10 protein-coding genes are annotated in these 14,685 nt (G+C 41.0%); 8 read left to right on the top strand and 2 right to left on the bottom strand.

Annotated features, from left to right (window positions below; genetic code table 11):
- Nucleotides 1-11 precede the first annotated feature (11 nt).
- The 8 genes from H9X96_RS08760 (at nucleotide 12) to H9X96_RS08725 (ending at nucleotide 12,850) form a co-directional block, all read left to right on the top strand.
- Nucleotides 12-647, top strand: coding sequence for a MarR family winged helix-turn-helix transcriptional regulator (locus H9X96_RS08760; protein ID WP_187665900.1), 636 nt, complete (start codon nucleotides 12-14; stop codon nucleotides 645-647).
- A 62-nt stretch (nucleotides 648-709) separates the two neighbouring features.
- Entirely contained in the window at nucleotides 710-1,570 is an 861-nt protein-coding gene (locus H9X96_RS08755; protein WP_187665899.1) for a methylated-DNA--[protein]-cysteine S-methyltransferase, read from the top strand.
- Nucleotides 1,571-1,808: 238 nt separating this feature from the next.
- The gene (locus H9X96_RS08750) at nucleotides 1,809-3,716 is read left to right on the top strand and encodes a 7TM diverse intracellular signaling domain-containing protein (RefSeq protein ID WP_187665898.1); all 1,908 of its coding nucleotides are present in this window, start codon (nucleotides 1,809-1,811) and stop codon (nucleotides 3,714-3,716) included.
- A gap of 315 nt (nucleotides 3,717-4,031) precedes the next feature.
- Nucleotides 4,032-6,944, top strand: a complete 2,913-nt coding sequence (locus H9X96_RS08745) for a TonB-dependent receptor (RefSeq protein WP_187665897.1) — start codon at nucleotides 4,032-4,034, stop codon at nucleotides 6,942-6,944.
- 11 nt (nucleotides 6,945-6,955) lie between these two features.
- The gene (locus H9X96_RS08740) at nucleotides 6,956-8,383 is read left to right on the top strand and encodes a RagB/SusD family nutrient uptake outer membrane protein (protein WP_187665896.1); all 1,428 of its coding nucleotides are present in this window, start codon (nucleotides 6,956-6,958) and stop codon (nucleotides 8,381-8,383) included.
- 45 nt (nucleotides 8,384-8,428) lie between these two features.
- Nucleotides 8,429-10,729: a glycoside hydrolase family 3 N-terminal domain-containing protein gene (locus H9X96_RS08735; RefSeq protein WP_187665895.1), complete on the top strand. Its 2,301-nt coding sequence runs from the start codon at nucleotides 8,429-8,431 to the stop codon at nucleotides 10,727-10,729.
- 15 nt (nucleotides 10,730-10,744) lie between these two features.
- Nucleotides 10,745-12,172 carry a glycoside hydrolase family 30 beta sandwich domain-containing protein gene (locus H9X96_RS08730; protein WP_187665894.1) on the top strand — a complete coding sequence of 476 codons (1,428 nt, stop codon included), beginning with the start codon at nucleotides 10,745-10,747 and terminating at the stop codon, nucleotides 12,170-12,172.
- 186 nt (nucleotides 12,173-12,358) lie between these two features.
- A complete protein-coding gene (locus H9X96_RS08725) occupies nucleotides 12,359-12,850 on the top strand; it encodes a hypothetical protein (RefSeq protein ID WP_255431058.1) in 492 nt (163 codons plus the stop codon).
- A gap of 90 nt (nucleotides 12,851-12,940) precedes the next feature.
- Here the strand turns inward: H9X96_RS08725 and H9X96_RS08720 are convergent, their stop codons facing one another.
- Both H9X96_RS08720 and panB read right to left on the bottom strand, forming a co-directional pair.
- Nucleotides 12,941-13,627, bottom strand: a complete 687-nt coding sequence (locus tag H9X96_RS08720; protein ID WP_187665893.1) for an RluA family pseudouridine synthase — start codon at nucleotides 13,625-13,627, stop codon at nucleotides 12,941-12,943.
- Nucleotides 13,628-13,666: 39 nt separating this feature from the next.
- Nucleotides 13,667-14,482 carry a 3-methyl-2-oxobutanoate hydroxymethyltransferase gene (gene panB / locus H9X96_RS08715; protein WP_187665892.1) on the bottom strand — a complete coding sequence of 272 codons (816 nt, stop codon included), beginning with the start codon at nucleotides 14,480-14,482 and terminating at the stop codon, nucleotides 13,667-13,669.
- Nucleotides 14,483-14,685: the final 203 nt, after the last annotated feature.

The raw sequence follows: 14,685 nt of genomic DNA, 5'->3' as shown, positions 1-14,685 counted from the left end.
AATTGAGGACTATGAAACCAATTGTTGAACTAATTACGGCATGGGCCGATTATGAAAGCCAGAATCCCGCTGCAAATGCAGCGGAATTCTGCAGTCATTTTTTAATGGAACATAAAGGCCCCGCAGTACTGGATCAAACACCGGTTACGCTAGAAGATAAAGATGCAGATCAGGAATTGGCTAACCTGATTGGACAATTAAACGCCATTCACCTGGTCTATGCAAAATCTGTACTTAAAGCTTACCCGGGAATTGAACTGGAATGGTTTTACTTCATGAAGGCGATCTCCAGTTATCGTGAAGCGAGGAAATCTGATGTGATTACAGCGGTATTCTTTGAACAATCTACCGGCATTGACATCCTCAACAGAATCAAAAAAGCAGGGCTATTGATAGAAAGAAGTGACCCCTCGGATAAAAGAGCTAAGCTGGTTAAATTGAGTACAAAGGGAGAAAAACTCCTACAACTGTTACACTCCAGTATGTTCAAGGCTGATCAGCTGCTATTCCAGGAGCTTTCGGCAGCTAACAAGAAGTTATTGGTTAATCTGCTCAGCGATACGCAAAATAAACACCGCACCTTAATTGCAGAAAACAAGCACAAACAATTAGAAGAACTAAATATTACGATTTCAGATCAGGAATAGCGCAAGTTTCGGGTTTCCACAGCGCCTTCCATCCCTTAATTTGGGGGTATAAATTTAAAACCATGGAAACATCAGCTCAAATCGATTATCAAAGAATTGAAAAAGCAATTGAATATTTAAAGACGAATTTCAAACAGCAACCTTCTTTAGACGACGTCGCTGCACATATTCATTTAAGTCCCTTTCATTTTCAGCGTATGTTTAAGGAATGGGCTGGTGTGAGTCCTAAACAATTTCTGCAATACCTGAGCATAGAATATGCGAAAGGAATCTTAAAAAACCAAAATGGTAAATTGGCTGAAGCCGCTTATGAAACCGGTTTATCAGGCACCAGCAGGTTACACGACTTATTCATCAAGATCGAAGGAATGACACCCGGAGAATTCAAAAATGGCGGACAGCAGTTACAAATCAATTACAGTTTCGCGGAAAGTCCTTTTGGCCAACTATTGGTAGCTTCCACTGCTAAAGGCATTTGCTATATGGCATTTTCAGATGATTCAGATCAGGCGTTTAAAGAACTCCAGGAGCGATTTCCTAATGCGAAGTACCAACAGGTGCTTGATCAGCTTCAACAGCATGCACTTTATATATTTAGCACAGACTGGAGCAGGTTATCCGAAGTAAAGCTCCATTTAAAAGGAACGGATTTCCAGATCAAAGTATGGGAAACCCTATTAAAGATTCCTGCTGGATACCTCGCAACCTATGCCGACATTGCCAATGAGCTGCAAAAGCCTAAAGCCAATCGTGCAGTAGGAAGCACAGTAGGTAAAAACCCGGTAGCCTTTTTAATTCCTTGTCACAGGGTAATTAAATCTACAGGAGAATTGGGGCAATACCATTGGGGACCTACTAAAAAAACGGCCATGATTGGTTGGGAAGCAGCAAGAAATGGCAGCTTAACGGGAGAGCAGCTATAATTACACCCTTTTAGAAAGTGTTCGCCATAACCATAGACATTCTCCGAAATTAAAATCAGTAGGAACAGGCAAAAAAACACACGTTGGTACCATCGCACAAAAATAGTCATTCGACTATAAAATTAAATCTGATTCTTGCTAAATACCTGCCCTATTGTCGACTACGGCAGACCCGATGTTGTGCATTAAAATTTTTAACCCGACCTTCGCGCCATAATTTAATTTGCTGTGCGCCATTATGTCTTCAAAATTCTTATTTCTATCTAAAGCGATTTTCCTGATTACCCTACTTTCCTTTTCTATAGGCAGAGATTTAAAGGCACAGGAAGTTGTAGAAATAAACGACAAAATTGACCAGCACATCTTTTCCTTTAAACAGATTGAGGTGCTTTCGGATACCTCAGGAAAGCTTACTTTCGATAAGATTCGCAGTAAATCCCTCGCCCAGCAGTTTAAACCCAGTAAAACCAGCACCCCTCAAACCACTCAATTAAATAAGGTTTATTGGTTCAAAATCAATATTAAAAACAACAGTGAAGCTGAGAAGTACTTTTTACTGGAGTTTTTCGACCAGACACTAGACCATGTGACGGCCTATATCCCGCAAGCAGATGGCAGTTATAAAATCAAAGAATTTGGCGATCAATTCCCTTTCTACAACAGGAAATTACACCATAAAAACTTCGAATTCTACCTGGATAACGATAATAACGAGGTACAAACCTATTATTTTAAGATCCAGTCGTCACAAATTGGTGACGCTATTATCGTACTGCGCTCCGTAGACTGGTTCATTTCTTACGCCTTAGACGAGTACTTTTACTTTGGTATTTTCTATGGAATGATCCTCGTGTTTAGTTTTTACAATCTGATCATGTTTATCGCCATGCGCCAGAAGCAATATCTATACTATGTGCTTTACAACCTAAGTATTGGCTTCTTTGAGATGAGTACCGATGGCATCGCCTATCAGTACTTATGGCCAAATCAGCCTGTTTGGAACCAAACTGCTTATGCTGTAGCCTTATATGCGGTTAGTATTTTTGCTCTGCTTTTTACCCGGGAACTATTGTTTGTCAAGTCTAAAGCACCAAAATTAAATCTTCTGATTTTAGGTGTAATTGCCCTCCGAACGTTATGGTTTTTATACTGCCTGGTATTTAACCAAAACCTATTCAGCTATAAATTTCTCGATGCCATTCCTTTGTCGGTGGCCTTTTTTACCGGTATTTATATCTACCGACAAGGATATCTTCCGGCCCGGTTCTTCGTATTGGGGTATAGCTTCCTGTTTTTAGGCTTTCTGCTGAAGTTCTTCATCATGCTCCATTTTTCTTTTTTAAACTTCGGGGCCATCAGTTATTACAGCCTCAGCTTCTGCTTTATCTTGGAAATGGTATTTCTATCTTTTGCTATTGGCGATAAGGTGAGCATTTTGAGGAAGAAAAAAGACATTGTGCACCGTCAGATGATCCGTTCTATGGCGGAGAATGTGAAGCTAAAAGACACCTTAAATCAGGAGCTGGAAAGTCAGGTAGAAGAACGTACCCGGGAAGTATACCACAAGTCTCTGATCATTGAGGCTAAAAACGCAGAACTGCTGGACGCCAACGACCGGTTAAAACAACAGGCGGAGGAGATTTCCAGAATGAATACTTTGCTGGAACAGGACAATCAGGAGCTGCAAACCAATGTAGAAAAGGTAACGCGCGATCGGGTAATGTCGACCGATGTAGACTTTGATGAATTCAGCAAGATCTATCCGGATAAGGAAAGTTGTAACTTATTCCTATCTGAACTAAAATGGAAAAATGGCTACCACTGCAGGAAATGTAAGAACGACCATTATTACAGCGGACACATCGCCTATAGCAGGAGATGCAGCAAATGCGGTTATGAAGAATCAGTGACCAGCTTCACCATTTTCCACAATACCCGCATCCCAATTGTGAAGGCCTTCTATATGGTTTTCCTCGTGTACTCTTCTAAGGGAAAAATTTCTTCTCACAAATTATCTGAAATCCTGGGCATCCGTCAAAGCACCTGCTGGACCTATGGAGCTGGGATCAAACAAGTGATGGAAGAGCGAAAAGCTCAGCTCAAAAAAGCCAGTAAAAACGGCTGGAGTCAGCTGGTTTTAGACTAAAAAGCCCTTAATAATTCTGATTTTTAACGCTTCCGCAGGATACAATCCGGTGATTTGACATTTTTTTTACCTGTTTAAGACAAGGGTACTTAAGCGTATCAGATCAGGTAATGCCCTAAGCCCGAACAGCACTGCTATACACTGTATATCAGTACTTAAGCGCTTTTTAAGCTAGGGTACTAAAGCGTATCAAAACACATACAACAATCTAATTATCAGTGGTTTAGCAAAAATAAAACATACTAATCACTAGGAATTAACATAAAATCAACCTTAACTTTATCACATCAAATTCATTAAACAAAAGCAAAAATTATGAGAAAAAAGTTTACTCTTTTTATCCTTAGCTTACTCTGTAGCATCTCTGTGAGTATGGCCCAGGAGCTTAACGTTAAGGGAGAGGTGAAAGACGAAAAAGGTCTGCCGCTTCCAGGTGTTTCTGTTAAAATTAAAGGAACAGCTAAAGGTGCAATGACCGGCAATAATGGAAAGTATACGTTGACTGCCCCGGGCAATGCAACGTTGGTTTTTTCCTTTATTGGTTATAAAACCATCGAACAAGCGGTGAACAACAACACCACTGTGAACGCAAATCTATCTGAAGACAATAATGAATTAAACGAGGTAGTCGTGATCGGCTACGGTACGTCCACCAAAAAGGACCTGACCACAGCAGTGACCACGGTATCTTCTAAAGACCTGAAAAATCAGCCCATCACCAATCCTTTACAAGCAGTACAAGGTAGAGCGGCAGGTGTACAGGTTACTGCACAATCTGGTAAACCAGGTGCAGAGATTGCAATCAGCATTCGTGGAAATACTTCCATCACCGCTTCAAACAGCCCGCTTTATGTAATTGACGGGGTAACTTCCAGAAATGCAGGTTTCCTAAACCCAAATGATATAGAATCTTTAACCATTTTGAAAGACGCAGCAGCAGCGGCCATTTATGGATCAAGTGGTGCAAATGGGGTGGTTTTAATTACTACTAAAAAAGGTGTTTCTGGCAAAGTGAAAGTAGAATTCAATGCTTTTACCGGTATTTCTAATTTCTGGCGCAAACAAGATGTGCTAAATGCAGATCAATACATTGATTTGATGAAAGAAATGGGCTATACTTCTTATGGTGATGGCAGCAATACTGACTGGCAAAAAGAAACTTTCGGCACTGGTAAACAAAACCAATATCAGGTATCCTTATCTGGTGGCGGCAATGGTGGCAATTTTTATCTTTCTACCGGCTACCAGCAAGATAAAGGTATTGTAGCTCCAGCACAATTAGACAGATATACTGTTAACTTTAATGGGTCACAAGTAGCGACACCATGGTTAAAATTCACTGGAACCGCAGCTTTAACCGCAAGAAACTCTATTGATGTTGCCGACAATGCAGGTGTTGCACGTGGAGGTACAATTTTAGCAGCTTTAACTACACCTTCCACCATTGGCATTTACAATCCGAATGGCTCTTATACGACCATTCCAAACTCTGGTGGATGGGACAATCCAATTGCCCAGGCCTATGGTGCGAAAAACAAAAGCAGAAACTTCCGTTTTATCGGATCATTCGGTGGAGAGATCAAGTTCACTAAAGATTTGATTTTCAAATCAACGATCAGTACCAATGTGAACCAGAATTACTACGACTATAATCTTGATGCCTTCAAAACCACCTACGGCCGTGCAGAAGGTGGAATTTATAGAAACAATAAAACCAACGACAATGTATGGTTGAATGAAAACATCTTGACTTATACCAAGAACTTTGGCAAAAATGCATTTTCAGCAACTGGTGGTTATACCTTACAATCTTCAGATTACAACTACGTAGAATATGAAGAAAACAGGTTCTACAAGCCACAAACAGATCAGAAAAATGACAAGCCAGTTGTCGTTCCTAAAGTTCCTCAAAGAGCACAGTGGGCTAAGCAGTCTTACCTAACCAGAGTAACTTATGCTTACGATAGCAAATACTTATTGAGCGCAAACTTCAGAGCTGATGGTTCTTCGCGATTCAGTGATGAGCAGCGTTTCGGTTATTTCCCTTCTGCATCTGCGGGATGGAGAATCTCTGGTGAGAACTTCCTGAAGGACAGCAAAACCATCAATGACTTAAAAATCAGAGGTAGCTGGGGTAAAGTAGGTAACGATGAAGGAATCGGAGACTATGCCTGGATGAAACTTTATACAGAAAATGCACAGGGTGATTATAACCTGACCAACCTGAAAAACACAGGTCTATCCTGGGAAACAACTACCCAGAGCAATATTGGTTTAGATTTAACCATGTTCAACAACAGGGTAACTTTTACTGCTGACGCTTATTTGAAAAAAACCAATGATTTATTAATCAAAGTACAATTGCAGCCATCGGCAGGTTTTGCAGAACAAGCCTACAATGTAGGTGCTATGGAAAACAAAGGGATGGAGTTTACACTATCCACTAAAAACGTAGATAAAGAGAAATTCAGCTGGTCTACAGATATGAACATCTCTTTCAACAAAAACAAGGTAACCAGCTTAGGTACTTCTACCCCATCACTTGATTTCGGTGGTATTTCTGCCCGTACTTCAGCTGTACGTGTAGTTGCAGGCAGACCATTGGGCAGTTTCTACGGCCTTAAATATACAGGCGTTGATCCAGCAACAGGTAAAGCTACTTATGAAGACCTAAACAACGATGGTAAGATTGACCTGAAAGATGACAGAACCTTTATCGGTTCAGCACAACCTGATTTTATCTATGGAATGACCAATAACTTCCGTTATGGTAATTTCGGACTAAACATCTTCTTCCAGGGTGTTCAGGGCAACCAGATGTTCAATGCTTCCAGAATTGATTTAGAAGGTCTTAATGACTCTAAAAACCAGTCCGCAACAGTATTAGACCGCTGGACGCCACAAAACACGAATGGAAGTATTCCAGGATCAGAAAAAGGAAAAACTGAGAACTCACTTACTTCCAGCAGATTCGTAGAAAATGCTTCCTACCTGCGTCTAAAAACCGCTACCCTTTCTTACAATTTCGGTGATGCTTTCTTAGCCCGCATGAATATGAGCAGACTTACCGTATTTGTGACTGGCTACAACATCCTAACCTTCACCAAATACAAAGGCTTAGATCCTGAAGTAAGTCAGTATGGCGCAAACGGCCCAAGTATGGGTGTAGATTATGGTACCTACCCGCAAAGCAGAAGCTTCTTGTTAGGTGTAAACGTTGGATTTTAATAACAATAGACATGAGAATTAAATTATATTCAATTTTAGCCGCTGCAGCCCTGACTATCGGGGTACAAACCAGCTGTAAAAAAGATTTTTTAGATAAGAACCCATTCAACCAAAAAACACCAGAGGAGGCTTTCGTAGACCTTAAAGGGGCTGAAAAGCTGCTTGGAGGTGCTTATGGCGGAATGTACAACAACACCCATATCTGGGATTTCATGCTCAATGGAGATGTGATTGCTGATAACGCTTATGCTGGTGGTGACAATCCTGCGATGTTCCAAATGGATGAGTTTCGCGTCAACTCTACTAATGAAGTATTGGAAAGAGATTGGTCAGAACTGTATTCACAGATTAAAAATGCGAATGAGGTATTAGAAAATGTACCCCTTATTCAAGATCCTGAATTAGATAAAGGCAATAGAAGAGCTCAAATCCTAGGGGAAGCAGCCGGACTCAGAGCTTATCTATACTTTTACCTGGTACGTTTATGGGGTCCAGTACCTATTGTACTAAAAACCCCAGCCAATCAGGCAGAAATGCAGGTTCCAAGATCCAGTGTCGCAGTGGTTTACGAACAGATCATTAAAGACCTGGAATATGCGCTTGCCAACACCAGAACGACAGCTCCTAACAAGGGGATCTTCACTAAAGGTGTAGCTAATGCGTTATTGGCTAAAGTATATGCGACTAAAGCCAACCCAGACTGGACAAAAGTAAACCAGTATGCAGATGCTGTTATTGGCGGCGGATACTCTTTATTTGGCAGCTATGATGGCTTATTTACAGGCACTAACAAGAACAATTCAGAATCTATCTGGGAAATGCAGTTCGATGGTGGCAATGGCGCCAACAAACGTGGAAACTGGATGCCAAGTGTGATTGTTGGTGCAGGATGGAAAAAATTCTGTACCCCAACTAACGATCTTGCTGCAGCATTTGATACAGAGGGTGATCAAATCCGTAAAAATTCAAGCATCAAATTCCTGAATACTACTTCGGAAGGCTGGAGCGATACCTTTTGGCCAAAAGCACAATATCCTTACATCAATAAATACAGAAAGGATGACCAGACGAATATCTATTTCCTTCGTTTGGCAGATATCATTTTGTTAAAAGCTGAAGCATTGAATGAGTTAAGTCCAGGTGGCTGGGCCCAGGCAAAACCACTGGTAGATCAGATCAGAAACCGTGTGAACCTTGCTGCAACTCCAGCAGCAGATCAGGCAGCAATGCGTTTGGCAATTGAAAAAGAACGTCGTCTGGAGCTTGCTTTTGAGGGACAACGCTGGTATGACCTGGTACGCACCAATCGTGCCGTCCAGGTGATGAATGCACAGAAAGACGGAAATGGCACATCGCTAAACTATAATCTTACTCCCGACAAAATCTTATTGCCGATGTCGCAGAAAGAGCAAGATAGAAATACGGCCATCAACAAATAATTTTTACCGGGAGCAATATCAATTGCTCCCTTTTTAAATACACAAATGACACTAAAAACAACTCTATCCTTATTGTTGCTTTCCAGCACTTTTGGTACGGCCATCGCTCAGCATAACAACCAGGCAAAAGTAGAAGCCCTGTTAAAAAAGATGACGATTGAAGAGAAAGTCGGACAAATGGCACAAATCACGCTGGATGTCGTTGGAAAAGGAAAAGGACGCTATGAAAGCGATGAACCTTTCGGTTTAGACGAAAAAGAATTACAAAGAGTATTGGTAAAATACCATGTTGGTTCTATATTGAATACTTCAAACAACAGAGCAAGAACCCCACAGGTTTGGTATAACATCATCAGCAAGATTCAAAATGTGGCGATGAAACAAACGCCAAACAAAATCCCGGTGATTTATGGTGTGGATGAAATCCATGGTGCAACCTATACCGTTGGTGCGACCATGTTCCCGCAGCAAATTGGTCAGGCAGCCACATTTAACCGTGCATTGGTGAAAAATGGCGCTTCGATTACTGCTTATGAAACCCGTGCAAGCGCTATCCCATGGAACTTTGCCCCGCTGTTGGACCTGGGTTCTGATCCCCGTTTTCCTCGTCAGTGGGAAAGTTTCGGAGAAGATCCTTACCTAATCAAAGAACTGGGTGTAGCCGCAGTAAAAGGTTACGAAGGTGAAGATGGCAAAGTATCACATCCGGAAAAAGTAGCTTCTTCAATTAAGCACTTCCTGGGTTACCAGGTATCCGTTTCAGGAAAAGACAGAACTCCTGCTTTTATTTCTGATCAAGCTTTAAGAGAGTACCATTTACCTCCTTTTAAAGCGGCAATTGATGCAGGTGCGAAAACCATTATGATCAATTCTGGCATCATTAACGGTGTTCCTGTTCATGCCAATTACCATATCCTTACGGAATTATTAAAAGAAGAATTGAACTTCAAAGGTCTAGTAGTGACCGATTGGGGCGATATTGAAAACCTTTACAAAAGAGATCGCATTGCGAAAGACGACAAAGAAGCAATTATGCTGGCTATTAATGCTGGTATCGACATGTCGATGATCGCTTATAACTACGAGACTTTCTGCGACAACCTTTTGGCGCTAGTGAAAGAAGGAAAAGTCAAAGAATCTCGTATTGATGATGCTGTAAGAAGAATTTTATGGGTAAAATATGAATTGAACCTATTTGAAAAACCGACTACAAACCCTAAAGACTACCCGAAATTCGGTAGCAGGGAATTTGAAAACGCAGCTTATCAAACCGCAGCAGAATCAATTACTTTATTGAAAAATACAGATCAGATCCTACCATTGGCGAAAGGAACAAAAATCCTGGTTGCTGGTCCGAATGCCAATTCTATGAGAACCTTAAACGGTGCCTGGACTTACTCATGGCAAGGGGAAAAAGTAGAAGAATTTGCAGCTAAATACAACACTATCCTGAAAGCTTTACAAAATAAAGCAGGAAAAGAAAACGTGACTTACTTCCCAGGTGTCAGCTACAAAATGGATGGCAAATATTATGAGGAGTATGCGGATAAAATGGAAGAAACCATTGCTGCTGCAAAAGATGCGGACGTGATTGTGCTTTGTCTTGGAGAAAACTCTTACACAGAGTCTCCAGGTAATATGAACGATTTATACCTATCCGATTTACAAACAGAACTGGCGCATAAATTAGCAGCAACTGGTAAAAAAGTAATCCTGGTATTGAATGAAGGGCGCCCACGTGTGATCAGCAAATTTGAAAAGAAAATGAGCGCTGTTGTACAGACTTACCTTCCGGGTAACTTCGGTGGTGATGCCCTTGCGGATGTATTGTATGGTGTAGTTAATCCTTCAGGAAAACTGCCATATACGTACCCACAATTCCCTAACGCCTTGTTTACCTATTACCATAAACCATCAGAAAATAAAGGCACCACAGAAGGTGTTTACAATTATGATGCAGATTACAACCCTCAATACGTATTCGGAGCTGGTTTAAGTTATACCACCTTCAAATATGACCAGTTGAAATTGAGCAGCAATACCCTGAAAAAAGGAGAAACGCTGACCGTTACTGTAAATGTAAGCAACACAGGTAAAGTAGCTGGTAAAGAAAGTGTATTGCTGTTTACTTCAGATTTATACGCAACCTTAATCACTCCAGATGTGAAACGTTTGAGAGGATTTGATAAAATCGACCTGAAAGCTGGAGAAACGAAAACAGTAACTTTTAAAATTCAGCCCGAAGATCTGGCCTTCATCAACACCGAAAGCAAAGCGATCACGGAAGAAGGAGAATTTACCCTTCAGATTGCGGATCAGAAAATCAATTTTAACTACATCCCTTAATTAGCCATATTATCTATGAGATTATTAAATTTAAGCGTGATTGCTGCACTGGCCTTGAGTTCATGCGCCAGTAAGAAAGAGGCACCAGTAACTACAGGTGTAGAATCATGGATCACGAGCGGCGACCGTTCTGCCCTATTGGAAAAGCAGAAAACGCCATTACATTTCTCTACAGCGATGAATAACCACATCAATATTGTAGTAGATGAACAGCAGACTTTCCAAACTATGGATGGCTTTGGCTATACCTTAACTGGTGGTAGTGCTACCCTGATGAACGGACTTCCAACTGCTGAGAAAAAGGCAATGTTAAAAGAGATTTTCTCTACGGATGGAAATGGCATCGGCATTAGTTACCTGCGTTTGAGTGTTGGTGCTTCAGATTTAAGTGCGGAAACCTTCACTTATAATGAAATGCCTAAAGGACAAACTGACCCTGAACTGAAAAACTTCTCTATTGCAAAAGAGATGACAGACCTGGTTCCAATGTTAAAGGAAATCATTGCCATCAATCCAAAGATTAAAATCATGGGCTCCCCATGGACAGCACCAACCTGGATGAAAGACAATCAAGCTTACCGCGGTGGTAGTTTAAAGCCAGAATATTATCAGGCTTATGCCAGATATTTCGTAAAATATATTGAGGCAATGAAAGCACAAGGCATTGTTATTGATGCGTTAACGATCCAAAACGAGCCGTTACATCCGGGCAATAACCCAAGTATGTACATGACACCGCAAGATCAAGCCAACTTCGTGAAGACTGCTTTAGGTCCGGTATTTAAAGCTGCAGGCATCAAAACTAAAATTATCATTTATGACCATAATGCAGACCGTCCGGATTATCCAATTACGATCTTAAAAGATCCGGAAGCTAACCAATATATCGATGGTTCCGCATTTCACTTATATGGCGGACAAATCTCTGCCCTATCACAAGTGCATGAAGCCTTCCCTAATAAAAATATCTATTTTACTGAGCAATGGGTAGGTGGCCCCGGTGATTTCGCCAAGGACCTAAAATGGCATGTGGAGACCTTAATGATTGGTGCCCCAAGAAACTGGAGTAAAACCGTATTGGAATGGAACCTGGCAGCAGATCCACAATACCGTCCATTTACACCAGATGGTGGCTGTACCAGCTGTTTAGGTGCAATTACCGTAGATGGTAAAACCTGGAGCAAAAACATCGCCTTCTATTCTATCGGCCAGACTTCTAAATTTGTACCGACTGGTTCTGTACGTATCGCTTCAAATCAAGACGACAAAATCCAGAACGTAGCTTACAAAACACCAGAAGGAAAACTAGTATTAGTGACGATGAACAACAGTGACGAAGCACAAACCTTCAACATTAAATACAATGGTCAGGTGGTGAGTACAACACTTGCCGCAGGTGCTGCTGGAACTTATATCTGGAACAGCAAGCCAAGAGCTAAATAATATGGGCTATAGGCCTATTTTAATAGGCCATACCATCATCAAATCAGTTTAGGGGGTGTATCATTTAATTATGGCCAGCCCCCTTTCTGTATCCGCCGATGTGATCAGCCTCGGTTAGGTTGTCCTTACTTGTGTGTTTTTTGGCAGGCCAATTGCAGTAGGCTATGCGTATCAAACCATAAAACAATGAACAAATATCTCTTATTATTTGCAGGATTGACCGCCATGATGGCCTCCTGTAACAGTAATCAGGCAGATAAAACATTAACAGATTCTTCTGGAATGATTGCAGTCGACACCAGCTTTACCGCAACAAACGAAAAGCCTAAACGTTCCATTAACTGCTATCAGTATATTAAAAACAAAGATACCGCCTCCATGCAACTGCGAACCAATGGAGAAGAAATCACTGGTTTTCTGGACTACCACATTTGGGAAAAAGATGCCAATAAGGGCACGCTTTCCGGAGAAATGAAAGGCGATACGCTCCTTGCAGAATATACTTTTGACTCAGAGGGATTAAGGTCTGTGAGAGAAATTGTGTTGCTTAAAAAGGATGATAAATTCTACGAAGGCTACGGGCCGGTCAAAGAAAAAAATGGAAAATACAGGTTTGAGAACCGCGCACAGCTGAAGTTCGACAATAATGTTGTCTTTAGTCCTAAACCTTGTCAATAAGCCTTAAAGGGCATAAAAAAACCCAATAAGTGAAGACTATTTAAAACGCATCAGCTTATTGGGTTTTACCGCAGCAGAACTGCCTAGATATTACATATTTTCAAACTTTTCCCAGAAGCCGTCCACCGGAAGCTTTGCGAAGATGTTGACAGGTTCCTTTTTTACCGGATGAAGAAACTGCAATCTGCGGGCATGAAGGCATATACTGCCTTTTCTACTCCCTCTTGGGTAACCATATTTGTTATCCCCTACAATCGGACATCCTAATGTAGAAAGCTGTACCCTAATCTGGTGAGACCTTCCGGTTAGCGGATCTACCTCAATCAGGTAATAACCATTCAGTTCTCCAATCAAACGATAGCTGAGTTCCGCACGCTGACTGCCAGCTACTTCTACATGATGCGGTGTCACCACATTCTTTTGTGGATTCTTAACCAGCCAATGCACTAAAGTTCCAGAAATCTGCGCTGGCTTATTTCTCACCACTGCCCAATAAGTTTTCTTTACCTCTCTGTTTTTGAAAAGAGCATTCATCCGTTCCAGGGCTTTACTTGTTTTTGCGAACAAGATGACACCACTAACCGGGCGGTCTAAACGATGTACTACTCCAAGGAAAGCACTATTTGGCTTATTATAGGTTTTGGCCAGGTACTTTTTTACCTTTTCATCCAGAGGCTCATCCCCTGTTTCATCTACCTGTACAATATCACCTGCGCGTTTACTGATCGCAATCAGGTGGTTGTCTTCATAAAGTATATCTTTTGCTGTTATTGGCATCTGTAGGTGTGGAGCTGGTTAAAGCCCAGATTATAAAACTTAATACTGCTCTTTTTCGTTCGGGAAATCACTCGACTTCACATCTTTAATATAAGACTGTGCGGCATTTAAAATACCATCGTAAAGGTTTACATATTGGCGTAAGAAACGAGGTTTAAACCCTTTCGTTAAACCAATCATATCATTTACCACCAATACTTGTCCGTCACAATCCGTTCCTGCACCAATTCCTATCGTAGGGATGATTAAAGATGCTGAAACTTCTTTCCCCAATTTCGCTGGGATTTTTTCCAATACTACGGCAAAACATCCCGCTTCCTGTAAAGCAAGCGCATCTGTTTTCAATTTCAAAGCTTCCGCTTCATCTTTGGCCCTTACCGTGTAGGTACCGAACTTATATATAGACTGGGGAGTTAAGCCCAAATGTCCCATTACAGGAATTCCAGCAGTAATGATTCTTTGTACAGATTCAACGATTTCCGTTCCACCTTCCATCTTCACGGCATGAGCACCAGATTCTTTCATAATTCTGATGGCAGAAATTAAGGCTTCTTTAGAATTGCCCTGGTAAGATCCAAATGGAAGATCTACCACGACTAAAGCACGTGAAGCACCTCTAACTACCGATTGCGCGTGATAGATCATTTGATCTAAGGTAATCGGCAAGGTAGTTTCATGACCCGCCATTACGTTGGAAGCTGAATCTCCAACCAATAAAACATCTAAACCAGCATCATCTAGGATGGTTGCCATAGAGTAGTCGTAAGCAGTTAACATCGCGATCTTTTCACCATTTTGCTTCATTGCTTGCAAAATATGGGTCGTGATCCGTTTTACTTCTTTATTTACAGACATCTTTTTTTATATTTTAATTTGGGCAAAATTACTTTTTACATCTGAAATAAAATGAGTTTAATTGTTTTTGTGACAGAATGTGAAAAAAATCCTTGATTTAAAACCTCAAAAATGTATCTTTGTATCCCGAAATGAAGGGGTTACTTAACAGCACATTTGTTAACTACAGAAGTGATATCAAAATCACGCATGATCCATCGTTT

Origin of the sequence: Pedobacter sp. N36a, from assembly GCF_014472395.1 — a bacterium.
Classification (GTDB): domain Bacteria; phylum Bacteroidota; class Bacteroidia; order Sphingobacteriales; family Sphingobacteriaceae; genus Pedobacter.
Note: the sequence above shows the minus strand (reverse complement) of the source record. Positions and strands in the feature narration are given on the sequence as shown.

Bases quoted from the DNA above. Each gene is read 5' to 3' on its own strand.
- H9X96_RS08750 (WP_187665898.1), top strand. From the start codon at position 1,809: ATGTCTTCAAAATTCTTATTTCTATCTAAAGCGATTTTCCTGATTACC.
- H9X96_RS08745 (WP_187665897.1), top strand. From the start codon at position 4,032: ATGAGAAAAAAGTTTACTCTTTTTATCCTTAGCTTACTCTGTAGCATC.
- H9X96_RS08740 (WP_187665896.1), top strand. From the start codon at position 6,956: ATGAGAATTAAATTATATTCAATTTTAGCCGCTGCAGCCCTGACTATC.
- H9X96_RS08735 (WP_187665895.1), top strand. From the start codon at position 8,429: ATGACACTAAAAACAACTCTATCCTTATTGTTGCTTTCCAGCACTTTT.
- H9X96_RS08755 (WP_187665899.1), top strand. From the start codon at position 710: ATGGAAACATCAGCTCAAATCGATTATCAAAGAATTGAAAAAGCAATT.
- H9X96_RS08725 (WP_255431058.1), top strand. From the start codon at position 12,359: ATGAACAAATATCTCTTATTATTTGCAGGATTGACCGCCATGATGGCC.
- H9X96_RS08720 (WP_187665893.1), bottom strand. From the start codon at position 13,627: ATGCCAATAACAGCAAAAGATATACTTTATGAAGACAACCACCTGATT.
- panB (WP_187665892.1), bottom strand. From the start codon at position 14,482: ATGTCTGTAAATAAAGAAGTAAAACGGATCACGACCCATATTTTGCAA.
- H9X96_RS08760 (WP_187665900.1), top strand. From the start codon at position 12: ATGAAACCAATTGTTGAACTAATTACGGCATGGGCCGATTATGAAAGC.
- H9X96_RS08730 (WP_187665894.1), top strand. From the start codon at position 10,745: ATGAGATTATTAAATTTAAGCGTGATTGCTGCACTGGCCTTGAGTTCA.